The organism is Sphingobium sp. B11D3D, from assembly GCF_025961755.1.
GTDB lineage: Bacteria > Pseudomonadota > Alphaproteobacteria > Sphingomonadales > Sphingomonadaceae > Sphingobium.
The window spans coordinates 850,997-875,057 of record NZ_JAOQOG010000001.1 but is presented as its reverse complement, the minus strand read 5'-3'; the positions used below and the strand labels follow the sequence as shown (position 1 = coordinate 875,057).

Annotated in this window: 27 protein-coding genes; 14 read left to right on the top strand and 13 right to left on the bottom strand. The window is 65.4% G+C overall.

Features of this window, described 5'->3' with window-relative positions; all coding sequences use genetic code 11:
- Positions 1-66 precede the first annotated feature (66 nt).
- Genes M2334_RS04135 through purE form a run of 3 tightly spaced genes read right to left on the bottom strand, consistent with a single transcriptional unit; the run spans position 67 to position 2,140 of the window.
- Complete coding sequence (locus M2334_RS04135) at positions 67-564, bottom strand: dihydrofolate reductase (RefSeq protein ID WP_264604840.1); 498 nt, start codon at positions 562-564, stop codon at positions 67-69.
- 2 nt (positions 565-566) lie between these two features.
- Positions 567-1,655, bottom strand: a complete 1,089-nt coding sequence (locus tag M2334_RS04130) for a 5-(carboxyamino)imidazole ribonucleotide synthase (RefSeq protein WP_264604839.1) — start codon at positions 1,653-1,655, stop codon at positions 567-569.
- 8 nt (positions 1,656-1,663) lie between these two features.
- On the bottom strand, positions 1,664-2,140 hold the full coding sequence (gene purE, locus M2334_RS04125) for a 5-(carboxyamino)imidazole ribonucleotide mutase (protein WP_181560491.1): 477 nt from the start codon (positions 2,138-2,140) through the stop codon (positions 1,664-1,666).
- Between the two features lie 225 nt (positions 2,141-2,365).
- On the opposite strand from purE, the gene M2334_RS04120 reads away from it, so the two are divergent.
- Entirely contained in the window at positions 2,366-2,986 is a 621-nt protein-coding gene (locus M2334_RS04120) for a GGDEF domain-containing protein (protein WP_264571176.1), read from the top strand.
- Between the two features lie 10 nt (positions 2,987-2,996).
- Positions 2,997-3,275, top strand: a complete 279-nt coding sequence (locus M2334_RS04115) for a GNAT family N-acetyltransferase (protein WP_264593954.1) — start codon at positions 2,997-2,999, stop codon at positions 3,273-3,275.
- Between the two features lie 22 nt (positions 3,276-3,297).
- Here the strand turns inward: M2334_RS04115 and M2334_RS04110 are convergent, their stop codons facing one another.
- Positions 3,298-4,344, bottom strand: a complete 1,047-nt coding sequence (locus tag M2334_RS04110; RefSeq protein ID WP_264593953.1) for an aromatic ring-hydroxylating dioxygenase subunit alpha — start codon at positions 4,342-4,344, stop codon at positions 3,298-3,300.
- A gap of 76 nt (positions 4,345-4,420) precedes the next feature.
- On the opposite strand from M2334_RS04110, the gene M2334_RS04105 reads away from it, so the two are divergent.
- A complete protein-coding gene (locus tag M2334_RS04105) occupies positions 4,421-4,963 on the top strand; it encodes a TetR family transcriptional regulator (RefSeq protein ID WP_264573495.1) in 543 nt (180 codons plus the stop codon).
- Positions 4,964-5,045: 82 nt separating this feature from the next.
- On the opposite strand, the gene ykgO is transcribed toward M2334_RS04105, so the two are convergent.
- Complete coding sequence (gene ykgO, locus M2334_RS04100) at positions 5,046-5,171, bottom strand: type B 50S ribosomal protein L36 (protein WP_008069451.1); 126 nt, start codon at positions 5,169-5,171, stop codon at positions 5,046-5,048.
- A 228-nt stretch (positions 5,172-5,399) separates the two neighbouring features.
- Here ykgO and M2334_RS04095 point away from each other — a divergent pair, with 228 nt between their 5' ends.
- The gene (locus tag M2334_RS04095) at positions 5,400-6,077 is read left to right on the top strand and encodes a DUF4136 domain-containing protein (RefSeq protein ID WP_264593952.1); all 678 of its coding nucleotides are present in this window, start codon (positions 5,400-5,402) and stop codon (positions 6,075-6,077) included.
- A complete protein-coding gene (locus tag M2334_RS04090) occupies positions 6,074-7,210 on the top strand; it encodes a M14-type cytosolic carboxypeptidase (RefSeq protein ID WP_264593951.1) in 1,137 nt (378 codons plus the stop codon). Before M2334_RS04095 ends, M2334_RS04090 begins: the two co-directional genes overlap by 4 nt.
- Before the next feature lie 178 nt (positions 7,211-7,388).
- Here the strand turns inward: M2334_RS04090 and M2334_RS04085 are convergent, their stop codons facing one another.
- Positions 7,389-8,105: a dienelactone hydrolase family protein gene (locus M2334_RS04085; protein ID WP_264593950.1), complete on the bottom strand. Its 717-nt coding sequence runs from the start codon at positions 8,103-8,105 to the stop codon at positions 7,389-7,391.
- A gap of 204 nt (positions 8,106-8,309) precedes the next feature.
- Between M2334_RS04085 and M2334_RS04080 the strand changes: the two genes are divergently transcribed.
- Together M2334_RS04080 and gpmA are read left to right on the top strand one after the other, a co-directional pair.
- Positions 8,310-8,489 carry a hypothetical protein gene (locus M2334_RS04080; RefSeq protein WP_264575083.1) on the top strand — a complete coding sequence of 60 codons (180 nt, stop codon included), beginning with the start codon at positions 8,310-8,312 and terminating at the stop codon, positions 8,487-8,489.
- A gap of 109 nt (positions 8,490-8,598) precedes the next feature.
- Positions 8,599-9,285, top strand: a complete 687-nt coding sequence (gpmA, locus tag M2334_RS04075) for a 2,3-diphosphoglycerate-dependent phosphoglycerate mutase (RefSeq protein WP_264573500.1) — start codon at positions 8,599-8,601, stop codon at positions 9,283-9,285.
- 15 nt (positions 9,286-9,300) lie between these two features.
- Here the strand turns inward: gpmA and M2334_RS04070 are convergent, their stop codons facing one another.
- A complete protein-coding gene (locus M2334_RS04070; protein WP_264593949.1) occupies positions 9,301-9,876 on the bottom strand; it encodes an FMN-dependent NADH-azoreductase in 576 nt (191 codons plus the stop codon).
- A gap of 126 nt (positions 9,877-10,002) precedes the next feature.
- Here M2334_RS04070 and M2334_RS04065 point away from each other — a divergent pair, with 126 nt between their 5' ends.
- Positions 10,003-10,380, top strand: coding sequence for a helix-turn-helix domain-containing protein (locus M2334_RS04065; protein WP_319801104.1), 378 nt, complete (start codon positions 10,003-10,005; stop codon positions 10,378-10,380).
- A 105-nt stretch (positions 10,381-10,485) separates the two neighbouring features.
- Here M2334_RS04065 and M2334_RS04060 read toward each other — a convergent pair whose 3' ends face one another.
- On the bottom strand, positions 10,486-11,805 hold the full coding sequence (locus M2334_RS04060; protein WP_264593948.1) for an MFS transporter: 1,320 nt from the start codon (positions 11,803-11,805) through the stop codon (positions 10,486-10,488).
- 344 nt (positions 11,806-12,149) lie between these two features.
- Between M2334_RS04060 and zwf the strand changes: the two genes are divergently transcribed.
- Genes zwf through eda form a run of 4 tightly spaced genes read left to right on the top strand, consistent with a single transcriptional unit; the run spans position 12,150 to position 17,020 of the window.
- Entirely contained in the window at positions 12,150-13,616 is a 1,467-nt protein-coding gene (zwf, locus tag M2334_RS04055; protein ID WP_264604838.1) for a glucose-6-phosphate dehydrogenase, read from the top strand.
- A complete protein-coding gene (gene edd / locus M2334_RS04050; protein WP_264604837.1) occupies positions 13,609-15,438 on the top strand; it encodes a phosphogluconate dehydratase in 1,830 nt (609 codons plus the stop codon). Before zwf ends, edd begins: the two co-directional genes overlap by 8 nt.
- On the top strand, positions 15,435-16,406 hold the full coding sequence (locus tag M2334_RS04045; protein WP_264604836.1) for a glucokinase: 972 nt from the start codon (positions 15,435-15,437) through the stop codon (positions 16,404-16,406). Before edd ends, M2334_RS04045 begins: the two co-directional genes overlap by 4 nt.
- The gene (gene eda / locus M2334_RS04040) at positions 16,403-17,020 is read left to right on the top strand and encodes a bifunctional 4-hydroxy-2-oxoglutarate aldolase/2-dehydro-3-deoxy-phosphogluconate aldolase (RefSeq protein WP_264604835.1); all 618 of its coding nucleotides are present in this window, start codon (positions 16,403-16,405) and stop codon (positions 17,018-17,020) included. Before M2334_RS04045 ends, eda begins: the two co-directional genes overlap by 4 nt.
- Positions 17,021-17,074: 54 nt before the next feature.
- On the opposite strand, the gene M2334_RS04035 is transcribed toward eda, so the two are convergent.
- Entirely contained in the window at positions 17,075-17,560 is a 486-nt protein-coding gene (locus M2334_RS04035; RefSeq protein ID WP_264604834.1) for an SH3 domain-containing protein, read from the bottom strand.
- Positions 17,561-17,692: 132 nt separating this feature from the next.
- Here M2334_RS04035 and M2334_RS04030 point away from each other — a divergent pair, with 132 nt between their 5' ends.
- Complete coding sequence (locus M2334_RS04030) at positions 17,693-18,691, top strand: 2-hydroxyacid dehydrogenase (protein ID WP_264604833.1); 999 nt, start codon at positions 17,693-17,695, stop codon at positions 18,689-18,691.
- A gap of 143 nt (positions 18,692-18,834) precedes the next feature.
- On the opposite strand, the gene M2334_RS04025 is transcribed toward M2334_RS04030, so the two are convergent.
- The 4 genes from M2334_RS04025 to M2334_RS04010 all read right to left on the bottom strand — a co-directional run bounded on the left by M2334_RS04025 (position 18,835) and on the right by M2334_RS04010 (position 22,569).
- Positions 18,835-19,041 carry a DUF2093 domain-containing protein gene (locus tag M2334_RS04025; RefSeq protein ID WP_264571193.1) on the bottom strand — a complete coding sequence of 69 codons (207 nt, stop codon included), beginning with the start codon at positions 19,039-19,041 and terminating at the stop codon, positions 18,835-18,837.
- Positions 19,041-20,444 carry an NAD(P)H-dependent flavin oxidoreductase gene (locus M2334_RS04020; RefSeq protein WP_264571194.1) on the bottom strand — a complete coding sequence of 468 codons (1,404 nt, stop codon included), beginning with the start codon at positions 20,442-20,444 and terminating at the stop codon, positions 19,041-19,043. Before M2334_RS04020 ends, M2334_RS04025 begins: the two co-directional genes overlap by 1 nt.
- Positions 20,445-20,542: 98 nt before the next feature.
- Positions 20,543-21,706, bottom strand: coding sequence for a glycosyltransferase family 4 protein (locus M2334_RS04015; protein ID WP_264604832.1), 1,164 nt, complete (start codon positions 21,704-21,706; stop codon positions 20,543-20,545).
- Positions 21,703-22,569 (bottom strand): alpha/beta fold hydrolase, encoded by an 867-nt coding sequence (locus tag M2334_RS04010; RefSeq protein ID WP_264604831.1) that lies wholly within the window; start codon positions 22,567-22,569, stop codon positions 21,703-21,705. The genes M2334_RS04015 and M2334_RS04010 overlap by 4 nt, the downstream gene beginning before the upstream one ends.
- A 37-nt stretch (positions 22,570-22,606) precedes the next feature.
- Between M2334_RS04010 and M2334_RS04005 the strand changes: the two genes are divergently transcribed.
- Entirely contained in the window at positions 22,607-24,034 is a 1,428-nt protein-coding gene (locus M2334_RS04005; protein WP_264604830.1) for a protein adenylyltransferase SelO family protein, read from the top strand.
- The last annotated feature ends 27 nt before the right edge of the window (positions 24,035-24,061 follow it).

Here is a 24,061-nt window from a genome sequence, read left to right as displayed (position 1 = left end):
CGGGCGCCTATAGGGGGAGCGACGCGCGGGCGCCAGCCCCGATGGCGGCTCGCATGCGCACCGCGATCAGGCTCCGCGCCGCAGGAATGTGCGGTAGCCGAAGGCGGCGACTGCGCCCTCCGCCGGGTGATCCTCGCGCATCGTCTCTTCCCACCGGGCGGGATCGGGCGCATCGATGCGCGCGTCGCCCGGCGGCGAGAGATGTACCTGCGTGATCTCCAGCCGGTCGGCCAGCGGTTCGAACAGCCGATAGACTTCCGCACCGCCAATCACCGACAGCACCGGCGCTTGCGCGGCGGCAAGGGCTTCATCGACGCTGTGGACCACCTCTGCGCCGTCCGCCTGCCACGCGCGGTCGCGGGTCAGCACGATGTGGCGACGGCCCGGCAGCAGCCCGGGGAGGCTGTCGAAGGTCTTGCGCCCCATCAGCATGGGCGTGCCCATGGTCATGGCCTTGAAGCGCTTGAGATCGCCGGGGATCCGCCAGGGAATGTCGCCCTCGCTGCCAATCACGCCATTGTCGGCGCGGGCGAGCAGCAGCACGATTTCTGGACGCGCGTCCATCGTCATGCCGCGCTATCGCTTGTGTGCACGCGCGTCACATGGCCCATCTTGCGGCCGGGGCGTGCTTCGTTCTTGCCGTAGAGATGGAGATGCGCGGTCTCGTCAGCGAGAATCGCTTCCCACTCATTGGCCTCGTCCCCAATCAGATTCTGCATGGAGACGGCCGGCGCGGCGAGCGCCGTCGATCCGAGCGGCAGGCCGCAGACGGCGCGGACATGGTTCTCGAACTGGCTGGTGACCGCGCCCTCAATGGTCCAGTGCCCGCTATTGTGCACACGCGGCGCCATCTCGTTGAAGATCGGCCCGGCGGCCCCGGCAAAGAACTCCAGCGTAAGCACGCCAACATATTCCAGAGCCTGGGCGACCCGCGCGGCAATGGCCCGCGCTTCGGGCACCTGCGCGAGCACGACCGCCGGAGCCGGCAGCGTGGATGTCGCGAGAATGCCGTCGACATGCACATTATGCGGCGAATCCCAGAAGCGCACGGTGCCATCCTGTCCGCGCACGAGCACCACCGAAAACTCGTGGTCGAAGGTGACGAACCCTTCCAGCACCGCCGGATTGCAGCCGATTGCGTTCCAGGCGCTGTCCAGTGTCTCGGGCGCCGCATTCATCAGGCGGACCTGGCCCTTTCCGTCATAGCCAAAGCGCGTGGTCTTGAGGATGGCGGGCGCGCCGATCCGCGCGATTGCATCCTGCAGCACCGCGCCGCTGGAGACGGGCGCATAGGGCGCCGTCCGTCCGCCAAGGCCGGCGACGAAGCTCTTCTCGAGCAGCCTGTCCTGCGCGACCGCCAGTGCGCGGGCATTGGGCCGGACGTGCCCGAGCTTGGCGAGCAAGGCAACGGCGTTGCTCGGCACATTCTCGAATTCATAGGTAATGATATCGACCGCGTCGGCGAAGGCGGTGAGCGCGGCGTCATCCTCATAGGGCGCCTGCGTCCACGCACTTGCAATGTCAGACGCGGGGCCGCTCTCCTCAGGCGCGAAAATATGGACCCGATAGCCAAGCTGGATCGCGGCCATGCCGATCATCCGGCCAAGCTGGCCGCCGCCGACGATGCCGATGGTCGACCCGGGCGCAATCGTCATGGGGGAGGTCATTGCGGGCTGCTCGCCACCGAATCCGTTTGCGCCGCGCGCCATGCATCCAGCCGATCGGCGAGCGCCGCGTCGCTGTTCGCCAATATTGCAGCTGCGAGCAGACCCGCGTTCTTGGCGCCTGCTTTGCCGATGGCCAGCGTACCGACCGGGATGCCCCCCGGCATCTGCACGATCGAAAGCAGGCTATCGAGGCCGGAGAGGGTCGCCGACTGCACCGGAACACCAAGCACCGGCACGCGAGTCATGGCCGCGACCATCCCCGGCAAATGGGCCGCTCCGCCGGCTCCGGCGATGATGACGTGCAGACCTCGACCTGCTGCCGTCTTGGCATAATCGACGAGTCGATCCGGTGTGCGGTGAGCCGAAACGATCCGCGTTTCACATTCAATTTCAAGGTCTTGCAAAACATCGACGGCATGGCGCATCGTGTCCCAGTCGGACTGCGAGCCCATGATCACACCGATTTTCGCCATTCTTTGCCGCCCCGTCCTCGTGCTGCCTAGCGTCAACGGGAACGCCGGCCGGAAACTTCTCTTTAAGTCTCAGCCCATAGACACCAGCGCCATGGCGCACAACCGGTCAAAACGCTCTGATCATACGGCGGAACGCGGGTTCCGCAGTGCACAAAGGCAAAGCTTGGAACTATACCCAGCGCACAGGGTTACATGCTGCGGTCGCGCACAGGAGATAGAGCTTTGATGGAAGCCACTGCGCGGACGGTCGCACTCGATCTTCCCGCACCTGACATTTCAGCGCTTGAGCAGGAGTTGGATATACTCCGCCGGGAGCTGTCCCTTCTTAAAACCGCCAACAAGGAACTTGAACGACTCGTCATTCGCGATACGCTCACTCCGCTCTACAATCGGCGGCATTTCATGAACTGCCTTCGGGATCGGCTGGACCGGCTCGAACGGCATGAAGGCAAATGCGCACTGGTGTTCATCGACGTGAACTCGATGAAGCGGATCAACGATCGCTTTGGCCATGGCGCCGGTGATGCCGCTCTGGTGCATATGGCGCGCCTTCTCGCGAATGGATTGCGGTCCACAGATGTCGCGGCCCGCATGGGGGGCGATGAGTTCGCGTTGTTGCTGGACGATCTTGACCCTGAGGCCGTGGAGGAAACCACCCGGCGGCTCCAGCGCATGATCGCGGAATCGGCCTGCTTGCACGAAGGCGTGCTGCTGCCGCTGTCCATCTCTGTCGGCTGGACGGCCCTCGAACAGGGCGACACGGAATTTTCCGCCCTTACTCGCGCGGATATGGCGATGTATGCTGCCAAAAGACCCGGCAGCACCTTTGCCGAGGCAGCAGAATAAGGAGCAGGTCATGGCCCACGCGGTTCAGGACAATGCCGAGCGCAACCGCTACGAGATCATAGTGGACGGCGAGATCGCTTTCGCCACCTATGAGCGCGATGGCGACACGCTGGCGATCACGCATACCTTCACGCCATCGGCGCTGCGCGGCAAGGGCGTCGCGGCCGATCTCGTCGCCGGGCTGCTCGACGATGCGCGCGCACGCGGCCTCAAGATCCGGCCGGTGTGCAGCTACGTCGTCACCTATTTCGAGCGCCACCCCGATCAACGCGACCTGCTGGCCGTCTGACGTGCGGGCCGTCCGCTCACGGTCAGGCCCCCTCTAGCTCGGCCTTCTCGCGGTCCATCATCGCCTGAAGGATACGCCGCCCCTGCACCGCCGTTCCGTCGCTTTTGAGCATCAGCTCGGGCGGGAGGACGTCCAGCGTGGAAATGATCTTCTCGATTTCCTCGGTCGCGAACTTGTCCTCATCCAGCACAGGCTCGAGACGCCGGCGGGCGTCGTCCACCCGCGCCTGTGACGGTGCGCTCATCGCAAAGAAGTAGTTGCAGCTGGTCTTCTTCGCCGGCGTGACGGCATGCCAGACCCGGCTGGTGTGGAGCACCTCGCCGGCCTTCTCATGACCCTGCGGATAGCGGGATTCGCCAATCCCTGCGTGAAAGCCGGGGAAGAAGAAATCCATGCCGGAAATGCGATCGACCAGCCCGTCATGCACGCTGCGATCATGATAAGGCGGCATCGGCGTATCGCGCATGATCCGCCGGCTCGACAAGCGGCGATCATTGAGGTCACGCACTTCGGGCGTCGCTGCATCATCGGGCGTGCCGATCGATGTGGCATGGAGATAGCCGAGATGACTCAGGTCCAGCAGATTATCGTTGAGCAGTTGATAGCGCCCATCCACATGCATGGAATAAAAGGCATCCGGGATCATGCCGGGAATGTTGAAGCCGATCTCGTCCAGCGTCGGGATGAGCGACTCGTCCGCCTTGTCGGGATCGCCTGGCCAGATCCACGCCCATAGCCCGCGCTCGATTAGTGGGTAGCTCTTGATCCGGTAGACACCGGGAATGGTGCTCTGGCTCGGCACCATCGTGCAGGCCCCAGATGAATCGAAGGTGATGCCGTGATAGCCGCATTGGATCGCATCGCCGACGCGCTTGCTCGCGCCCAGGGGATAATGCCGGTGCGGACAGCGCCCCTCCACCGCCACGGCCGTGCCATCTTCCTTGCGGTACAGAACGACCGGCTCGTTGAGAATCCACCGGCTGAGCAAATCCTCGCCGATTTCGCGCACAAATGCGGCGACGTACCAGCCGTTGCGCGGCGCGTAGCTGCCAGGGGTGAAAGGATACATGGGGCCCGCTCCTAATCGAACATCGTTCGTTTAGCGATTGATGCTTTTTCACCGGCAAACTGTCAAGGGGAGCAGCATGTCATTCGCGAAGCTGGATCAGGACGGGATCGTCGAGGAAGCCATTGCGCTGCTGAAGGAAGAAGGGCTGGCGGCGGTCAGCCTGCGGAAGATCGCCACCCGGCTCAGCGTCAGCGTCTCATCGCTTTACTGGCATGTGGAGGACAAGCAGGCCCTCCACGCACTCATGTCCATCTCCATTTTCAAGGCCTGCCTTGACTCGGTGCCGCCGGCAGAAAGCTGGTGGGCATGGCTGCATGATTTCGGCATCGCCTTATGGGACGCGCAGACATCCATACGCGATGCGCGTCAGCTCATTGCCGTCACCCGCGCGCAGCGGGGAGCTGGCAACCATCTGATCGGCCAGATCGTGAAGGAGTTGACCGCGCTCGGCCTGAGCGCGGAGATGGCCGCCGTCGCACAGCGGTCCGTCCAGGCGCTCGTCACGGGCTGGACGACGCTGCGAGCGGTTCAGGTCGAGGCGGACCGGGACAGCTTCATCCTGGCGCTGGATGTTCTCATCGACGGCTGGCGAACACGCGCAGCCACAGATCAGCCGTGACGGACACGCCAAAACGCCCGGCCAGCAACTGACCGGGCGCCTGATTGGCAGAGGCAGGGCGAAAGCGCCCCGCCGCGCGTCTTCAGCCCTGGCGGGCCTTGAAGCGACGCTGCGTCTTGTTGATGACGTAGGTGCGCCCACGACGGCGGATCACGCGGTTGTCCCGGTGACGGTCCTTGAGCGACTTGAGCGAGTTGCGGATCTTCATGATCGGGTCCAAATGATTCTTGGGTGACGGAAAATTCGAAGCCGCGCCTCTATGGGTCAGCCTCCGGAAAGTCAAGGCGGCGGTGCAAGTTTTGCGCAGCCCCGTCCCCTCATGTCGGCAACCGCTTTCCTGAACAATCGTTAAGCCATCATGCAGCATTTCCGGTGCAAACTCGACTGATGAGACGCCATTTCAGAGAGATGGCCAGATGATAAGGGATGCAAGGCCATGACGAGCAGTTTTTCCATGCCGCCGCTCCATGGGCGGGCGACTCCCTACATCGAGGGTCGTCGGCGATTCGGCGCGCGCAAGGCCGGCATCGCGGCCATTGTACTCGGCGCGCTCGCCCTGGGTGGCTGCGCGACATCCACCGGGCCTGTCGACGTCACCCGATTCCATCAGCCGGACGTCGCCCGGCAGGGCACCGTGCTCATCGTGCCCGGAAATCCGGACGATAGCGCCAGCCTCGAATTCCGCACCGCCGCCAATGCCGTGAGCGCGGCGCTGGCGCGGACGGGCTTTTCTACCCTCCAGCCCGGCGCATCCGGTGCCGGGGCAGCGCAATATGAAGCGGTTGTGGACATGGGGCGGGAAACGATCGCGCCCCTGCCCGCACGCTCCCCGGTGAGCGTCGGCGTGGGCGGATCGACCGGTTCTTATGGCAGCGGCGTCGGCCTTGGCATCGGGATCAATCTCTCCGGCAAACCCAAGCCCGTGGTCGTGAACCGGATGCGCGTGCAGTTGCGCCGCGCGAGCGACAAGGTGGTTGTGTGGGAAGGTCGTGCCGAGACGCAGGCCAAGGAAGGCACGCCGGCCGCCCAGCCCGGCCTCGTGGTCGGTCGGCTTGCCGATGCGCTGTTCCAGGGCTTCCCCGGCACGTCCGGCGAGACTATCACGGTGCCATGACCGCACCCCTTCGCATCAACAGCAGCTTCGATAGCGGCAACATCCGCGTCGAAGCGATCGACGGCACTATTGCAACGCTCTCCATCCACAAGGACCATGAGAGCGATTTCTTCCAGTGGTTCCACTTTCGCGCCGCCGCGCCGGCGGGCACGCGCCTGACCCTGCGCATCACGGGCCTCGCGCAATCCGCTTATCCCGATGGCTGGCCCGGTTATGCCGCCTGCGTATCGGAAGATCGCGAGCGCTGGGGCCGCGCCGCCAGCCGCTACGATCCGGGCGTGGATGGCGGCACCCTCACCATCGCCTACACCCTCGTCGGCGCTGCCGCATGGTTCGCCTATTTCGCGCCCTACTCGCAGGAGCGGCATCACGATCTCGTGGCGCAGGCAGCGGCCTGCGAGGGCGTGACCGTGCGCCAACTGGGCGAGAGCCTCGACGGACGCCCGATCGATTGCCTGGAACTGGGGAGCGGCGACAAACCCGTCTGGCTGATCGCGCGCCAGCACCCCGGTGAGACGATGGCGGAATGGTGGATGGAAGGCGCGCTCGACATGCTCACCGACCCCACCAATGCCCATGCCCGCGCTCTGCTTGCCGCCTGTCGCTTCTACATCGTGCCGAACATGAACCCGGATGGCGCCTTTCGCGGCCATCTGCGCACCAATGCCCGGGGTATCAATCTCAACCGCGAATGGCATGAGCCGCAAGCCGACCGCGCGCCGGAAGTGCTTTGCGTACGCAATCGCATGGACGAAACCGGCGTCGCCTTCGCCATGGACGTGCATGGCGACGAGGCAATCCCGGCCGTCTTTCTCGCCGGGTTCGAGGGCATTCCCTCGATCAAGGACGCGCAGCTCGCACTGTTCCGTCGCTATCGCGACACGCTGGCCATCCGCACGCCCGACTTCCAGACTCGCCTTGGCTATCCCGAGGCGCGGCCGGGCAAGGCCAATCTCTCCATGGCAACCGCCCAGATCGCAGAGCGCTACGGCGCGGTGGCGATGACGCTGGAAATGCCGTTCAAGGACAATGACGACCTGCCGGACACCGCCCAGGGCTGGAGCCCGGAGCGCTCCATGCAACTGGCGCGCGACTGCCTCGCCACGCTGGCGGAGATGGTCGGGGATATTTGAGAACGGTCGGGACCAGGGCGCCCGGACTGTGCCTTCCTCCACCGTCGCCCCGGGCTTGACCCGGGGTCCAGCTCACTCTTCCTAGGACGTTCGCCTGACGGGATGAGGCGTGAAAGGAAGCTGGCCCCCGGGTCAAGCCCGGGGTGACGGAAAATTGGGAGCGATCAGCGCTCTCGCTTCACCCCAGTTCATCGCCCAAAAACGCCATCGCAGCGCGCCAGCTGCGGCGGTTGGTCTCTGGCTCGAAGCCGAAGCTCCGGTCCGCATTCAGCGGCACATCGTCTGCGGTGAAGGCGTGGCCGGTGCGACTATAGGTGGTGAACTGGAAGTCCACGTCCGCAGCCGCCAGCTCCTTGCACAGGGCCAGCTTGGCATCGGGCGGGCATAGATTGTCGTTCCACCCGTCGCAGATCATCAGCTTTGCGGTGATCGGCGCGTTGGGGAATGGCGGGGCGTCGTAGACGCCGTGGAAGGAGACACCGGCCTTGATGTCCGCCCCGGCGCGCGCAAGATCGAGCACGCATTTGCCGCCTGCGCAGAAGCCGATGGCGCCGATCCGGCTGCCATCCACGCCCGGCAACCCGCGCAGCTCCGCAAGGGCATCGAGCAGCCGGGTCTTCACCGCTTGCCGGTCTGCCATCAGGTCATGCAGCAGCTTGCCCGCACTCTCCATGTCCGTACCGCGCTTGCCCTGGCCGTAATAGTCGACGACCAGCACCTTGTAGCCCTGCGCCGCCAGCGTCTCGGCCTTGGCGAAATCCCACTCCTTGGTGCCCATGAAGTTGGGGAACAGAAGCACGCCCGGCTGATCGCCTGCATCCGCATCGCCGACGAACATTGATTCAAAGGGACCGCCGGGGCCTTCATGAAGGTGGACAGTGCGGGTGATCGCCATGGTTCCTGCTCCTTTGCTGCAATGGGATGATGCGCTCATCCATGGCGAATTGTGCTCGGGCGGACAAGGGCGCTTGCGGCAGCAATCCCGGCCGAAAAGACAGCCCGCGCGGGTGGTTTCTCAACATTTAACGCAGCCGGTCGCTTTTGCCGGAACCAACCGGCCCCGGCGCAGTTTTCTGCCAGCAATATGGGAGTTTACGAGATGAAGACGTTGTGGGATCCGGGCTTTCTCCAGAGCCAGATCCAGCAATTCGAAGCGCAGGCCACGACGGCGATGCACCCGGATGAGAAAGCCGCCTATCAGAGCTATGTGCAGCATTATCAGACGATGCTGAAAGCGCTTCAAGCGCGTGGCCACGCCGCGACGCTCGAGCACGCCTGAAGCCTCTCTGCGCGTCTTCAAGACCCGCCCGAACGGATTGCGCTTACACCAAATCCCGCTATCAGGCCCGATAACGGTAAAACCGCCGAAGATCGGGAGATAAGACCTCATGCCCACCCTCGTCCTCATCCGCCATGGCCAATCGGCCTGGAATCTGGAGAACCGCTTCACCGGCTGGTGGGATGTCGACGTGACCGAGAAAGGCGCTGCCGAAGCCAAGGCGGCCGGCGCGCTGATGCGGGACAAGGGCCTCGATTTCGACCAGTGCTTCACCTCGCTGCAGACCCGCGCGATCAAGACGCTCAATCTGGCGCTTGAAGAAATGCAGCGGCTCTGGCTGCCCGTCGAAAAGGACTGGCGCCTTAACGAGCGGCATTATGGTGGCCTCACCGGCCTCGACAAGGCCGAGACGGCTGCCAAGCATGGCGATGAGCAGGTGAAGATCTGGCGCCGCAGCTTCGACGTGCCGCCGCCGCCACTGGAGGCGGGCAGCGAATTCGACCTGAGCAAGGACCGGCGCTATGCCGGCATCGCCATCCCGGCGACGGAGAGCCTCAAGGATACCATCGCGCGCGTGCTGCCTTATTGGGAGGGCCGGATCGCGCCCGAGCTGAAGGCCGGCAAGCGCGTGCTCATTTCAGCGCATGGCAATTCACTGCGCGCGCTGGTCAAGCATCTCTCGAACATCCCCGACGACGAGATTACGGGCCTCGAAATCCCGACCGGCCAGCCCATTGTCTATGAGCTGGCCGACGATCTTTCCGCGAAGGACCGTTATTATCTGTCGGAGCGGTAAGGGTTAGGCGGCCGGTCAGGCCGCCACCTTCAGCTCAAGCTGATCGACGGCGGCCAGCGCCGCCTCGATACCGGCCGCGCGATGCTCGGGACCGACAGCAGCGCCTTCCGTCACGATGAATTCGGGTGCGATGCCGATAAAGCCGAAGACGGCGCGCAAATAGCTTGCCGCATGTTCGACAGCGGCTGCAGGCGTGCCCGCACCGTAAAAGCCGCCACGCGAGAGGGCGACGATCACGCGCTTGTCACCCGCCAGGCCGATGGCATTGCCGCTTTCGTCATAGCGGAAGGTCTTGCCGGCCACCGCGATATGATCGATCCACGCCTTGAGCTGGGTGGAAATGGTGAAATTGTACATCGGTGCGCCGATCACGACCGTGTCCGCATCCAGGAATTCCGCCAGCACAGCCGCCGCCTCGTCCGTGCCGAAGCCGGGCAGCGTCAGGTGCGGCAGCGGCTGGGCGGCGAGATCGCGATAGCGCACGTCCGCGCCGGGCTGCTCCGCCTTGAGGCGCTCGACAATGGCTGCCGAAATCTGGCGGGTGATGGAGTTTTCGCCCTGAATGCTGGAATCGATATGCAACACGGTCATGGTCGGCCCTTTCGTAAAATTGCTCTTGAGAGACGGATCGGGAAGATCAGTTTCTGTTTGCAACCAGCTAGGGTGGACCTCTAGAACCAACAAGAACGCATTTTTTCGAGACCTAGTCACATGGATATGACCACCACCCGCCTCACCGTGACATCGCACAAGGAGTGCATGCGGATCACGCAGACCCTCGCGCGCTTTGGCGATCGATGGACGCTACCGGTGGTTGCGGCTCTTGGTGACGGCACGATGCGCTTCAACCAGATCCGGCGGGAGGTGAGCAGCATCTCGCAGCAGATGCTGACCCGCACGCTCCGCGCGCTGGAGCGAGACGGCATGGTCAACCGCACGGTGCACCCGACGACCCCGCCGCAGGTGGATTACGCCCTCACCCCGCTCGGCCATTCGCTGGCCCGCGAGGCGATCCGGCTCGGCAAATGGGCGCAGATGCATCGCGAGGAGATCGACGCGCATCGGGAGCGGTTCGATCGCCTGCAGGAAGGCTGAGGCAGTTTAATCAGCATAGTGCTCCTGCGAAAGCAGGAGCCTAGGGCAGCAAGGCCCGGCTTTTGCGCCCTGGGCTCCTGCTTTCGCAGGAGCACTATGGTGGTCCTATGCCTTGCTGCGGACGAACGCCACGGCGATGCCGGCGATGAACAGCGGCAGCCCGAAGGCCAGCGCCACGCCGAACGGCCCAACACCCTGCGCCAGCAGCCAGCCCCCGGTCGCCGGCCCGATGATCGCGAGCAGTCGCCCCGCCCCGGCCGTCCAGCCAAGCGCCGTGGAGCGGATCTGCGTGGGATAGGCCGCGGAGATGAAAGCATAGAGCCCGCTGATCGAGCCGACCACGAAGGCGCCGAAGGCAATCGCCATGAACGCGGCCAGTGCCGGCGTGAACGGCTGTACCATGTAGACGAGCATCGAGGTGCCGCCCGCGAAATAGCAGAAGAGCAGGGTGCGCTTGACGCCGATCCAGCCGACCAGCGCGATCATGATGAACGGCCACACGATCGCGCCGACGGAGGAAAGGGCAAACAACGCTGCCGCATCCGCCATCGGGAAGCCGGCCTGCATGTGCCAGAAGGTCGGCGCCCAGGAGGCCACGGCATTGCCGACGAACATCATCATGCCGCCCGCCAGCATGAACAAGAGCGTCATGGCCAGCCGCCCCTCGGCAAAGACGGACTTGAGTGACGCCCGCCCGGCTGGCGGTTCATCGAGAAAATAATGGGCCGTGTCGCTGACCTCGCGGGTGATGTGCCGCAGGACGCGGTTGACTTGCGCGGTGCTGCGCCCGGCGGTGACGAGAAAGCGGGGAGATTCAGGCAGGGTGAAGATCAGCACCGGCAGGAGCAGCAGCGGTGCGGCGCCACCCGCCAGAAACGCGCCCCACCAATCGAGCCGATGAACAATGAGAGGCGCAAGCGCGCTGCCCATCGCCGAACCGAATGCAAAGCAGGCGGTGACCAGAATGATCTGGCGGGGACGGATGTGGCGCGGCGAAATCTCCGCCACCATTGCGATGATGTTGGGCGTGATGCCGCCGAAAAACGCAAAGGCGACCAGCCGCAGAAGCGAGACCGCCGTCAGGGTCGATGCCAGGGCCGTGACAAGCGTGACGAGGCCGAAGCCGAGCACGCACAGAATGACGATCGGCTTGCGTCCAACCCGATCTGCCAGCGGCGCGATGAAGGCATAGCCCAGGGCTAGGCCGATGCCCTGCGCCACGAACACGGCGGAAATCGCCGCTGGCTCGACAGCAAGACCCGCAGCAAGAGCCGGCACGATGGCCCCGAGCATGTACATGTCGAAGCCCTCCATTGCCATGGCGATGCCGCAGAGCGCAAAGATGTACCACCGCCAGGCCCCGTAAGGCCGGTCCAGAATGGTCTCGATGTCGATCCGCTGCCCGTCTGTATGGGACTGCGCCATGTATCTCTCCCCCGAAGGCTGGTCGGTCTGTCTTCGAGGGTCAAATGGTGAGAACCGCCCCCGCAGCATCTGCGCTCCTGCGGAACCGCTGCCCGTCTGGCAAGCCAGAATTCACCGTGACCAACCGCGCGTGAGGCAAGATTTTGCGCCGGCGAACAATGCCTTGCGGCTGCCTCCCATAGAGCCGGTCGAAGGAATTCTGGCCCTGCGCGAGCACGTAACGATAGCGCGCGCGCCTGCGCTTTCATCGAAAACGGGTCCGATTGTGCGGTTGCACCAAAGTCGTGCGCCTGTAATGTCCCGCTCAGGTGCGCAATTCATCAGGCCACGAAGGGTCCCCAGTCTTGTTCGAAAAGTCCGCGACACTCATCCTGTTCGGCGCCACCGGCGATCTGGCGCACCGGATGCTGTTTCCTTCGCTCTATCATCTGCTGTGCGACGGGCTGCTGCCCGAGCCGTTCAACATCCTCGCCTCCGGCCGGTCCGAGATGGATGACGCGGCCTTTCGCGAGACCATCCGCAAGGCGCTGGCGACCTATCTGGCCGATGAGCATCATGATGAGGCGCGCGTTACCGCCTTTCTCGAAAAGATCAGCTATTGCGCCGTGTCCGCCGGCGAACAGGCGCATTTCGATGCGCTGGCGAAACGGGCGAAGGCGCTCGGCGATGGTCCCATCGCAGTCTATCTGTCCACCCCGCCCTCGCTCTTTGCGCCCACCGCTCAGGGCCTCGCAGCTGCGGGTCTGGTCGATGCGCACACCCGCATTGCCATGGAAAAACCCATCGGCAAGGATCTCGCCTCGTCGAAGGTGGTGAACGACGCCATTGGCGACCTGTTCGATGAGGAGCAGATTTTCCGCGTCGACCATTATCTGGGCAAGGAGACGGTGCAGAACCTGATGGCGCTTCGATTTGGCAACCGCCTGTTCGAGCCGCTGTGGAACGGGGGCGCCATCGATCATGTCCAGATCACCGTCGCCGAGACGGTCGGGCTGGAGGGCCGCGTCTCTTATTATGACGGCGTCGGCGCGCTCAAGGACATGGTGCAGAACCACATGCTCCAGATCCTCTCGATCATCGCCATGGAGCCGCCCGCGCGGATGGATTCCACCTCGGTGCGCGACGAGAAGGTGAAAGCGCTGCGCTCGCTGCGCCCGATGACGCCCGAAACTGTCCGCACCCACAGCGTGCGCGGCCAGTATCGCGACGGCGCAGTGAAGGGCAAGATCATCGCCGGCTATGCCGAGGAACTGGGCAAGGACAGCGATACCGAGACCTTCGTGGCGTTGAAGGCCCATATCGACAATTGGCGCTGGACCGGCGTGCCGTTCTATCTGCGCACGGGCAAGTGCATGCCCAACCGCCAGTCGGAAATTCTCATCCAGTTCAAGCCGGTGACGCACAGCATTTTCCGCCGCAACGGCTATGATCGCGCGCTGGAGCCCAATTCGCTGATCATCCGCCTGCAGCCGGACGAGAACATCCGCCTGTGCATCATGGCCAAGCGGCCGGGGCTCGACCGGGATGGCGTGAAGCTGCAGGAAGTCGGCCTCGACGTCTCGCTCACACACGCCTTTGCCGGTGAGCGCCGACGGATCGCCTATGAGCGGCTACTGTTGGATCTGCTGGAGGGCGACACCACATTGTTCGTGCGCCGCGACGAGGTGGAAGCGCAGTGGACCTGGATCGATTCCATCACGCAGAGCTGGCAGGAATCCGGCCAGCAGGTCGTGCATTATGCCGCCGGCACCTGGGGGCCATCCGCTGGCATTGCCTTGATCGAGCGCGATGGAGCAAGCTGGTATGACTGATCTCAATTCCACCGTCGCCGCCGTCACGCAGCGCATCGTCCAGCGCAGCGCGGTCAGTCGCCGCAAATATCTCGACCTCATCGAGCGCGGGCGCGATGCCGGCACCAACCGCGATCGACTCTCCTGCGGCAACCTCGCCCATGGCTTTGCCGCGAGCGGTGAGGACAAGCCGGCGATCCGCGCCGGCAATGCCATGAACATCGGCATCGTCACGGCGTACAACGACATGCTCTCGGCGCATCAGCCCTATGGCCGCTACCCGGAGGCGATCAAGATCGCGGCGCGGGAAGTGGGCGCCACGGCGCAGGTCGCGGGCGGCGTGCCCGCGATGTGCGACGGCGTGACGCAGGGCCTGGCCGGCATGGAGCTTTCGTTGTTTTCGCGCGACACCATCGCGCTCGCGACCGCCGTGGCGCTCAGCCATGCGATGTTCGAGGGCGCGCTGATGCTCGGCATCTGCGACAAGATCGTGCCCGGCCTGCTGATGGGCGCGCTGCGCTTTGGCCACCTGCCGACGATCTTCGTCCCAGCCGGGCCGATGCCTTCGGGCCTCGCCAACAAGGAGAAACAGCGCATCCGCCAGCTCTATGCCGAGGGCAAGGTTGGGCGCGAGGAACTGCTCGAGAGCGAGAGCGCCAGCTATCATGGCGCGGGCACCTGCACCTTCTACGGCACGGCCAACACCAACCAGATGATGATGGAAGTGATGGGTCTGCACATGCCTGGCGCCGCCTTTGTCAATCCGGGCACCAAACTGCGCAGCGAACTGACCCGCGCCGCCGTGCATCGTGTCGCCTCCATCGGCTGGGACGGCGATGATTATCGCCCGCTCGGCAAGTGCATCGATGAGAAGGCGATCGTGAATGCCGCCGTCGGCCTGTTGGCGACCGGCGGATCGACCAATCATGCCATCCACCTGCCCGCCATCGCGCGGGCGGCAGGAATCGTCATCGACTGGACGGATCTGGCCGAGCTGTCTGCCGCCGTCCCATTGCTGGCGCGCGTCTACCCCAATGGCGCGGACGATGTGAACAACTTCCACGCGGCAGGCGGCATGGCCTGGATCATCACCGAATTGCTGCGCGGTGGCCTCTTGCACCGCGATGTGATGACCGTCGCCCGCGCCGACCTCACCGATTACGGGCGGATGCCGACGCTGGAAAATGACGCGCTCGTCTGGGATGCGCCGCCGACCGCGCCGGGTAATGAGGCGATCCTGCGCCCGCTCTCAAATCCGTTCAGCGCGGATGGCGGAATGCGGCTGCTCGCCGGCAATCTCGGCCGCTGCATCATGAAGACCAGCGCCGTGGACCGCGAACGCTGGACCATCGAGGCGCCGTGCCGTGTGTTCTCCGATCAGGATCAGGTCATGGCCGCATTCAAGGCGGGTGAACTCGACCGGGATGTCGTGGTCGTGGTGCGCTTCCAAGGGCCGCGCGCCAACGGGATGCCGGAACTGCACAAGCTCACCCCGCCGCTCGGCGTGTTGCAGGACAAGGGCTTCAAGGTCGCGCTGGTGACCGACGGGCGCATGTCGGGCGCCAGCGGTAAGGTGCCTGCCGCCATTCACCTTTCGCCCGAGGCCTTGGGCGGTGGCCCCATCGGCAAGCTGCGCGATGGCGACATCGTCCGCGTCTGCGCCGAGAGCGGCACGCTGGAAGCGAAGGTCGATGCCGCGGAATGGGATGCACGCCATCAGGCCGAAGCGCCGCCGCCGCCCTATGACACCGGTCGGGAACTGTTCGCCCTGTTCCGCCATAATAGCGATCTGGCGGAAGCGGGCGCCTCGCCGCTGCTGGCAGCGATGGATGCGGAACTATGACCGATCTTGTCGCCGCCGATATTGGCGGCACCAATGCCCGCTTCGCCCGTGCCACGCTCGATGCGCGCGGCGTGCCCACGCTGGGCACCGTGCGCAAATACAAGGTCGCCGATCATGCCAGCCTGCAGAGCTGCTGGCGGGCCTTTCTGGCCGATGACGAGGGACCGGCGCCCGAGCGGGTGTCCATCGCCTTCGCCACCGCCATCGGGCGAGAGGTCATCAAGCTCACCAATTCAAGCTGGATCATCCGCCCTGCCCAGCTGGCCGATGATCTCGGCGTTGCGGCGGTGCGGCTGGTCAATGACTTCGAGGCGGTGGCCCACGCCATTGCGCGGCTGCCGCTCAGCGATCTGCCGCTGCTCTTCGGGCCCGACGAGGCCTTTCCCGAGAATGGCTCGGTCACGATTCTCGGCCCCGGCACCGGTCTTGGCGTGGCGATGATCGCGTTTGACGAGGGCGTGCCGCATATCGTCGCGACCGAGGGCGGTCATGTCGATTACGCGCCGCTCGACGCGCTGGAGGGCCGCATTCTCGCGCAGTTGCGCACCGATCTCGTGCGGGTCTCGACGGAGCGGATCGTCTCCGGACCGGGGCTCAATACACTCTACCGGGCGCTGGCGACGATCAGCCAGGCGCCGGTCACGCTGATGAACGACGCGGACCTGTGGGCCGCCGCTCTGGATGGCAGCAATCCCCTCGCCCGCACGGCGCTGGAGCGGCTGTGCATGAGCTATGGCGCCACGGCCGGCGACCTCGCTCTGGCGCATGGGCCGCATCATGTGGTGCTGGCCGGCGGACTGACGCAGCGGATGCGCGACTTCCTCGTGAACAATAGCGCTTTCCATGATCGTTTCACCGCAAAGGGTCGCTTCGAAGCCTTGATGAGAACCATTCCGGTTCGCTTGGCAACCCATCCTGAAATTGGCCTTTATGGCGCCGCCGCTGCATGGCGGGAGAAGAAAGCATGAGCATGACTGTCGATGACGTAATGGCGCTGGCACCGGTGATCCCGGTACTGATCGTGGAGTCCCTGGCGGATGCCGTCCCGCTGGCGCAGGCGCTGGTCGCCGGAGGTCTGCCGGCCCTCGAGGTCACCATGCGCACCCCCGTCGCGCTCGAGGTGATGCGCGAAATGGCACAAGTGCCCGGCGCCGTGGTCGGGGCCGGCACCGTGCTCAACCCCCGGCAGATCGATCAGGCGCTGGAGGCGGGCGCGCAGTTCATCGTGTCGCCCGGCCTCACCGAGCCGCTCGGCAAGGCCGCGATCGCCAATGGCGCCACCCTGCTCCCGGGCGTCGCGACGGCGGCGGACATCATGCGCGGACTGGATCTGGGGCTTGAGCGCTTCAAATTCTTCCCGGCCTCGACCAGCGGCGGCCTGCCCGCGCTCAAAGCCTTGGCGGCACCCTTCGGCGGCGTGCGCTTCTGCCCGACCGGCGGCATCACCGCGGCCAATGCGCCGGAATGGCTGGCCCAGCCGTTCGTCGGCTGCGTCGGCGGAAGCTGGGTCGTGCCCAAGGGGCCGCTCGATCCCGCAGCCGTGGAAGCGCTGGCGAAGGAAGCAGCGACGCTGCCGCGATAATCTCAAAGGCGTCGCTGGCGTGCCTCAACGGGCACGCCCACGCTTAGATTACCGTCAGTCCAGCGCGCCCCACAGGCTCGCGGCCTGCACATAACCGCGCCGGCCGTTCACCTCCATGGCGCACCAGCCGTCCGAGCAGCCGGAAAGCCGCCCCACGACGCCCGGCGCCAGGCGGAACAGCAGGCGGGCGCTCTCGGAGGGGCCGTCGCGCATCTGGGCAATGCCATCTTTCACGATCGCGGTCGCTTCATCCTTGAGCAGCCGCACATGCATCCAGCCCTGCGTGCCGTCCGGATCCTCGATCTTTCGCCAATTGGTATAGACCTCGACCACCTTCACCGGCAGGTCGCGCTGGCGGTAGATCCAGCTCGCCGGATAGTCCGCGCTTGGCCCCACGCGCATCTTGGCCTCCCCCTTGGAGAGTGAGGCCCAATAGGGCGTCGGGCGACCGGTTTGCGCCTGCGCGCCGGCAGCACCCAGCCCCAGTCCCAGTCCCAGGGCCAGCGTCGCAAAAGCCGTGAATAGCCCGCGCGCGTTCATGCCATCGATCTCCCGGAAAATGCCCACACCATAAGGCCCGCTTCTGCCACGGCCACCGCATGGCATCAACCGGAAGCAGCCTTGCGCGAATTGCCGCTTGCCTTTCCGCGCTCGGCTGAGCATTCCCGCCACATGTCCAGGCGTCCCCGGCCCGCTTCGCCCCGCGTGATCGTGACGCGGCGTCTGCCGCAAGCGGTGGAAGCCCGGCTGGGCGAACTGTTCGACGCCCGCTTCAATGTCGACGATCATCCCATGACCCGCGCCGAGCTGCACGAAGCCATGCAGCAGTGCGACGTGCTGGTGCCCACCGTGACGGACGATCTCGATGCCGGTCTGATCGCCGGCGCAGGCGATGCGCTGCAGCTGATCGCCAATTATGGCGCCGGCGTGAACCACATCGCCCTGCCCGCCGCCCGCGCGAAGAACATCATCGTCACCAACACGCCCGGCGTGCTGACCGAGGACACGGCGGACATGACCATGGCGCTCATCGTCTCGGTGCCGCGCCGCCTGGCCGAGGGCGAGAAGCTGGTGCGCTCCGGCGAGTGGACCGGCTGGAGCCCCAGCAACATGCTCGGTCACCGCATCGGCGGCAAGGCGCTCGGCATCGTCGGCATGGGCCGCATCGGCCGCGCCGTCGCCCGCCGCGCCCGCGCCTTTGGGCTCACCATCCACTACCATAATCGCCAGCGCCTGCCCGAGGTCGCCGAGCAGGAAGTGGATGCGATCTGGCACCCCGACCTCGATGAGATGCTGCGCAGCATCGACATCCTGACGATCCACACACCGCGCAATGCGCAGAGCGAGAACCTCATCGACCGGCGCCGCATCGGGCTATTGCGTCCCCATGTCTATCTCATCAACGCCTCGCGCGGCGGCATCGTGGATGAAGAGGCGCTGATCGAAGCGCTGGAGGCCGGGCAGCTTGCCGGCGCCGGCCTCGATGTGTGGGAGTTCGAGCCACAGATCGACCCGCGCCTCCTTGCTCTGCCCAATGTGGTGATGACCCCGCATATGGGCTCGGCGACCTTCGAGGGCCGCATCGCCTCGGGGGAGCGGGTAATCGCCAACATCCGCATGTGGGTCGGCGGCGACCGGCCGCCGGATCAGATTCTCGAAGGCTGGGTTTGAGCGAACAGCTCGCTCCTAACCTCACGTCATCCCGCACTTGATCCGGGATCCCGCTTCTTCTTCGCTCACCGCAAAAGGCTGCGAGACCCCGGATCAAGTCCGGAGTGACGAGAAAGGGATAAGGTGGGGCTGGCTTCCGCTCTTTAACCCGCCAGCGCCTTCGTCGCCTCGATCGCGCTGCGATAGGCTTCCTGCCGCGCCTCGCTCCAGTAAGCGAGTTCGCCGAGCGGGATTTCCACCCCGCTCACGGCGCAGATCACGAAACGGCCCGAGCGGACCACCTGATAATCCGCCGCGCGATATTTGAGGATGGCGAGGCCCGGCATGTCCGGCGTGCGCATCATGCTCATCAATCCCCGGTGAGGATGCGGTCGACCAGTTGCTTCACGGTCGGTACGAACCCGTTGGAGTAGAAGGGGTCCTGCTTGAAGCGATAGGCGCCATGGCCGGCGAACAGCAGGTTCTTGTCGACATCGCCGCCATGCACTGCGTCCTGCAGGGTCTTCTGGATGCAGAAGCTGCGCGGATCGGCAAGGCGACCGGTCGAATAATCGTCATGGTCCTTCCACGACGAGAAGCCGCAATGCGAGAGGCAGCCCATGCAATCGGCCTGATCCTTGCGGATGACAGCCCGGTCCTCGTCGGTCACGAAGACCAGCGTGTTGTCGGGCGTCTTGAGCGCAGTCTCATAGCCCTGCAGCACCCACTCGCGGGCGCGCAGCAGATCGTTGCGGGTCACCCAGTAATTGCGGCCCTTGATGCCGACATCGAGCTGATGGTTGTGGTCGCCCGCTTCCTCCATGGAGAAGGCAATCTGCCGCTCCGAGCGCGCCTCGAGATCGCGCAGGAAGGGATTGCGGATCGCGGAGGAATAGAAGCCGGTCGGCGAGAAGCGGTGGAGGAGGATGTCGCCTTCCTCCAGCGTCATCAGCTTCTCCTTCCACGCCTGCGGAATGGGGCTTTCCTGCGTGAGCAGCGGACGGGTACCGAACTGGAAGGCAATCGCGCCCAGCTCCGGATTGTCGATCCAGTCGCTCCAGTCCCGCAGATACCAGACGCCACCGGCCATCACGATCGGCACTTCGTCGCTGATGCCGCCCTCGCGCATCGTGTCGCGCAGCGCCTTCACGCGGGGATAGGGATCTTCCGGCTTGGTCGGGTCTTCCGCATTGGAAAGGCCATTATGGCCACCGGCCAGCCACGGATCTTCATAGACAACCGCGCCCAGCCATTCCGCAGCCTTGTGATAGGCCCGCTTCCACAGCGCGCGGAAAGCGCGACCGGAGCTGACGATCGGCAGGTAGCTGACCTGATGCTGCGCAGCAATTTCGCTGAGCTTGTAGGGCATGCCGGCCCCGCAGGTCACGCCTGCGACCATGCCCTTGGTGCGCTCCAGCACGCCTTGCAGCACGGCCTGCGCGCCGCCCATTTCCCAGAGCACGTTGATGTTGATGGCGCCCTTGCCGCCGGCCATCTCATAAGCGCGCTTCACCTGCTCCACACCACCTTCGATGGCGTAGGCGATCAGCTCTTCATGGCGCTGCTGGCGCGTGCGGCCATGGTAGATTTGCGGGATGACATTGCCGTCGGCATCATAGCTGTCCGCATTCACGGCCGACACGGTGCCGATGCCGCCAGCGGCAGCCCATGCCCCGGAGCTCATGTGATTGGAGACCGCAACGCCCTTGCCGCCTTCGATAACCGGCCACACCTCGCGACCGCCATAGACGATCGGCTTCAAGCCCTTGAACAAATGAAACTCCTCAGTGCCCCATCGGCCAGCTTCGCAAGCCAGCCACGAGCGCCTTTACCAGCATTTTCCTCAAACCAAGTGCTAAAATGCCACAAAACTCAAAATAACGCCAGTTCGTTACCGACCGCCTCACCATAGAGCCGGGCGTAGAGCTGGATCATCACGGCTTCATCGAAACAGCGCCTCGCTCTGTCGCGATTGGCTGCCCCGATAGTCCGACGCAGATCGGCATCCCCGGCCAGTTCTGCAAGGGCAGCCTGAAAATCATCGATCGCATCGGGGGCCACGATGAAGGGCCGGTTGTCCGGCGCGACCATGCCAAGGGTATCGCCGACGTCGGTCGCGACCACCGGCAGGCCGGCCGCCATCGCCTCCATCAGGGCCGTGGGGAACTGCTCGCTATCGGAGGACAATGCGAAAATATCGAAGGCGCCTACATAATCCTGTGGGCGCGGCAGGGCACCCGGCATCAGCAGATCGTGCATCCCCTGCCGCTCCGCCTCCGCCAGAATCGCCTCCCGCTCCTCCCCGTCACCGATGATGACCAGGCGCAGCCGGTCGCGCAGCGGCGCCACCGCCCGGACGAGCCGGGGCAGGTTCTTGACTGCCCGCAGATTGGCGACGGTGCCCACGATCAGCCGCCCGTCGGGCACCAGCCCGGGAATCGCAGTGACCGGTCGGGTGCCCTCATAGGCGGCGACATCCAGCCCGTTGGGGATCTGGTGGACCTTCTCGGCGGGCTGCCGCCACTCCGCCTGTGCGATATGCGCCAGCTGCGCCGACGGGACGACGAGCGCCCGCGCGCCCTGCAAGGCGATCTGGCGGGAGCGGTTGCGAGCGGCCTGGCGGACGAACGCCTCGTCCACATCGAAGCCCTCTTCGTGGTGGATCAACGGCGGCAGGCAGCGCAGCCGGCGGAAGAGACGGTGCGCCATGACGCCATCGATCGCGCCCCAATTGAAGCTCAGGATGAGGTCATAGCCGCGCATCGCCTTGGCCAGCGCGTTGAAGCGGGCGAAGGTCGCGGCCCCCTCCAGCGCGGGCGAATCGAGAAAGCGCACCTTCAGCGCGGGGTCGAGCAAGGCTTGCGCAGCAGTGGCGCCCGGCTCGCCCAGTAGGATGTCGTGCTGCATCCGCCCGCCCCAACGGTTCATCAGCCGGGCAAGGCGCGCTTCCTTTCCGCCCAGATCGAAGGTGCGGTGAATTTGCAGCACGCGCAGCGGCTCGCGGGAGAGATCGCGCCGGGCCGCCCGCCGCGTCATGGCTTCCCGCTGATCCTGGCGAGCAGCCTGTCGAGTGCCGCCACCGCTTCTGGCTCCTCGAGCGTGGGTGCATGACCCACCCGCGGCACGGTCACCAGATCGAGTTGCGGCAGGCGCGCCTGCATCGCCTGCGCCGTCCGGACGGTCAGCAGATCGCTGAGCGCGCCACGCACCAAGGTGAGCGGGATGTCGCCGATCGCCTCGAACGCCGGCCACAGGTCGACGCCCGCCGCACCGCCGGGCGCCCGAAACGGCTCGGCGAGGCGCTGGTCATAATCCAGCACGATGCGCCCCTGGCTCGTCAGTCGATATAGCCGCTTGGCGATGCGCAGCCAGTCGGTCAGCTTGTAATCGGGGTAGATCACCCCCTGCACATCCGCCACCGCTCGCGCCGCATGGACCCAGGTCGGCTGCGCGCTACCGGTACCGACCCCCTGCCGGATGCGCTCCAGCCCTTCCTCGGCAATCTCCGGCCCGATATCGTTGAGCAGCGCGCCCGCAAGGCTCCCGCGCCGCGTCGCCGCGATCAACATGAGCATGATCCCGCCCAGCGACGTGCCGACTCCCACGAAGCGCGGCAGGGCCAACTCATCGATCAGCTTGAGCAGATCCTGCAGATAGACCAGCGGCACATAGCTCATCGGATCCTTGGCATAGGCGCTCTCGCCGCGCCCGCGCAGTTCCACCACGATAACGCGCCATTCGCCCGCCAGCCGCTCTGCCACCGGTTCGAAGTCGCGGACGTTGCGCGTCAGGCCTGGCAGGCACAGGATCGGCGGCCGATCCTCCCGGCCCGGATAGTCCCGGTAATGCAGCCGTAAATTGTCCTGCGACCACCAATATTTGTCTTCATAGCCCGACAAGCTTGATCCTTTCCCGGGGCGCCCCCCATATCAGAGCATGGACGCAGCGCTTAAGACAGACATATTTCATCCGGAACGCGCAATAGCTTCAATTGCGGATTTTCTGGCCGACCCCGTGCAGCCGGCGGATTTCCCGCAGACGATCCTGCGCTTCCGCAATGATCGCGCGGCCAGCACGGTGGGGCTGGCGGCACTCGACGATGCGCAATGGATCAGCCATTTCGGCCGCTTCACGCCCCTGCCCGACGCGCAGCCGACACCCTTGGCGCTGCGCTATCACGGTCACCAATTCCGTACTTACAATCCCGATCTTGGCGATGGACGCGGCTTTCTGTTCGCCCAGATCCGCGAGGCCGCGCCCGCAGGCGGCCGATTGCTGGATCTGGGCACCAAGGGCTCGGGCCGCACCCCGTGGAGCCGCACCGCGGACGGACGGCTGACCCTCAAGGGCGGCATGCGCGAAATCCTCGCGACCGAAATGCTGGAAGCGCTGGGCGTCACCACCTCGCGCACCTTCTCGATCGTCGAAACCGGCGAGCCGCTGGTGCGCGGCGACGAGCCTTCCCCCACCCGCTCGGCGGTAATGGTGCGGCTCAGCCACGGCCATATCCGCATCGGCAGCTTCCAGCGGCTCGCCTATCTCGGCCAGCGCGAGGAGAGCGCACGGCTGATCGACTACTGCCTGCGCCATCTGCTGGCGGTGGAGCCGGGCGAGGTGCCCGCGCTCACGCTGCTGGAGGCGGTCGTCGCGCGCACGGGCGATCTCGCCGCGAGCTATATGGTCGCCGGCTTCGTCCATGGCGTCCTCAACAGCGACAACATCGCGGTGACGGGCGAGAGCTTCGACTATGGGCCATGGCGCTTCACCCCGCGCTGGGAGCCGGGCTTTACCGCCGCCTATTTCGACCAGACCGGCCTCTACGCCTTCGCCCGCCAGGCCGAGGCAATCCACTGGGATGTCGCGCAACTGGCGCAATCGCTGGTGGAGCATGCGGAGACGGAGGCGCTGGTCGAGGTGCTTCGGCGTTTTCCGGCCATTTATGAGAGTCGCCTGATCGAGCGGTTCCTCTGGCGGCTGGGCCTCGACGCGCCGGACTCGGAGGCCGGCCGCGCTTTCGTGGTCGCCGCTGTCGAGGCGCTGCGCGGCAGCGATGTGCTCATCGACCGCTTCTTCTTCGATTGGCGGCGTGGCGACCGTGCCGAATCGCGTTATTCGGGCGCAGCGTGGGACAAGGTCCGGACCGCGCGCGAGCCCCTCACCCTACGGCCCGGCGCTGGTGACCATCCCTATTGGCACGGCGATGCGCCCTGCTCGATGCACATCGAGGAAGTCGAGGCCCTCTGGGCGTCCATCGCCGAGCGCGATGACTGGAGCCCGCTTTACGCCAAGATCGAGGCGATCCGCGCCATGGGGGCGGCGCACGGCCCGGTGCCCGGCCAGCCGCTCGCCTCGCGCAGCGCATAAGCCGGTGCGCGCCCCGGAGCGCGCGTC

What these genes read in the sequence shown, in the direction of transcription:
- M2334_RS04105 (WP_264573495.1), top strand. Translation starts at nt 4,421, where the DNA reads ATGTCATTCGCGAAGCTGGATCAGGACGGGATCGTCGAGGAAGCCATT.
- ykgO (WP_008069451.1), bottom strand. Translation starts at nt 5,171, where the DNA reads ATGAAGATCCGCAACTCGCTCAAGTCGCTCAAGGACCGTCACCGGGAC.
- M2334_RS04120 (WP_264571176.1), top strand. Translation starts at nt 2,366, where the DNA reads ATGGAAGCCACTGCGCGGACGGTCGCACTCGATCTTCCCGCACCTGAC.
- M2334_RS04005 (WP_264604830.1), top strand. Translation starts at nt 22,607, where the DNA reads ATGGACGCAGCGCTTAAGACAGACATATTTCATCCGGAACGCGCAATA.
- M2334_RS04060 (WP_264593948.1), bottom strand. Translation starts at nt 11,805, where the DNA reads ATGGCGCAGTCCCATACAGACGGGCAGCGGATCGACATCGAGACCATT.
- M2334_RS04110 (WP_264593953.1), bottom strand. Translation starts at nt 4,344, where the DNA reads ATGTATCCTTTCACCCCTGGCAGCTACGCGCCGCGCAACGGCTGGTAC.
- M2334_RS04045 (WP_264604836.1), top strand. Translation starts at nt 15,435, where the DNA reads ATGACCGATCTTGTCGCCGCCGATATTGGCGGCACCAATGCCCGCTTC.
- M2334_RS04070 (WP_264593949.1), bottom strand. Translation starts at nt 9,876, where the DNA reads ATGACCGTGTTGCATATCGATTCCAGCATTCAGGGCGAAAACTCCATC.
- edd (WP_264604837.1), top strand. Translation starts at nt 13,609, where the DNA reads ATGACTGATCTCAATTCCACCGTCGCCGCCGTCACGCAGCGCATCGTC.
- M2334_RS04085 (WP_264593950.1), bottom strand. Translation starts at nt 8,105, where the DNA reads ATGGCGATCACCCGCACTGTCCACCTTCATGAAGGCCCCGGCGGTCCC.
- eda (WP_264604835.1), top strand. Translation starts at nt 16,403, where the DNA reads ATGAGCATGACTGTCGATGACGTAATGGCGCTGGCACCGGTGATCCCG.
- M2334_RS04095 (WP_264593952.1), top strand. Translation starts at nt 5,400, where the DNA reads ATGACGAGCAGTTTTTCCATGCCGCCGCTCCATGGGCGGGCGACTCCC.
- M2334_RS04065 (WP_319801104.1), top strand. Translation starts at nt 10,003, where the DNA reads ATGACCACCACCCGCCTCACCGTGACATCGCACAAGGAGTGCATGCGG.
- M2334_RS04030 (WP_264604833.1), top strand. Translation starts at nt 17,693, where the DNA reads ATGTCCAGGCGTCCCCGGCCCGCTTCGCCCCGCGTGATCGTGACGCGG.
- purE (WP_181560491.1), bottom strand. Translation starts at nt 2,140, where the DNA reads ATGGCGAAAATCGGTGTGATCATGGGCTCGCAGTCCGACTGGGACACG.
- M2334_RS04130 (WP_264604839.1), bottom strand. Translation starts at nt 1,655, where the DNA reads ATGACGATTGCGCCCGGGTCGACCATCGGCATCGTCGGCGGCGGCCAG.
- M2334_RS04090 (WP_264593951.1), top strand. Translation starts at nt 6,074, where the DNA reads ATGACCGCACCCCTTCGCATCAACAGCAGCTTCGATAGCGGCAACATC.
- M2334_RS04025 (WP_264571193.1), bottom strand. Translation starts at nt 19,041, where the DNA reads ATGAGCATGATGCGCACGCCGGACATGCCGGGCCTCGCCATCCTCAAA.
- M2334_RS04035 (WP_264604834.1), bottom strand. Translation starts at nt 17,560, where the DNA reads ATGAACGCGCGCGGGCTATTCACGGCTTTTGCGACGCTGGCCCTGGGA.
- M2334_RS04135 (WP_264604840.1), bottom strand. Translation starts at nt 564, where the DNA reads ATGGACGCGCGTCCAGAAATCGTGCTGCTGCTCGCCCGCGCCGACAAT.
- M2334_RS04015 (WP_264604832.1), bottom strand. Translation starts at nt 21,706, where the DNA reads ATGACGCGGCGGGCGGCCCGGCGCGATCTCTCCCGCGAGCCGCTGCGC.
- M2334_RS04080 (WP_264575083.1), top strand. Translation starts at nt 8,310, where the DNA reads ATGAAGACGTTGTGGGATCCGGGCTTTCTCCAGAGCCAGATCCAGCAA.
- M2334_RS04115 (WP_264593954.1), top strand. Translation starts at nt 2,997, where the DNA reads ATGGCCCACGCGGTTCAGGACAATGCCGAGCGCAACCGCTACGAGATC.
- gpmA (WP_264573500.1), top strand. Translation starts at nt 8,599, where the DNA reads ATGCCCACCCTCGTCCTCATCCGCCATGGCCAATCGGCCTGGAATCTG.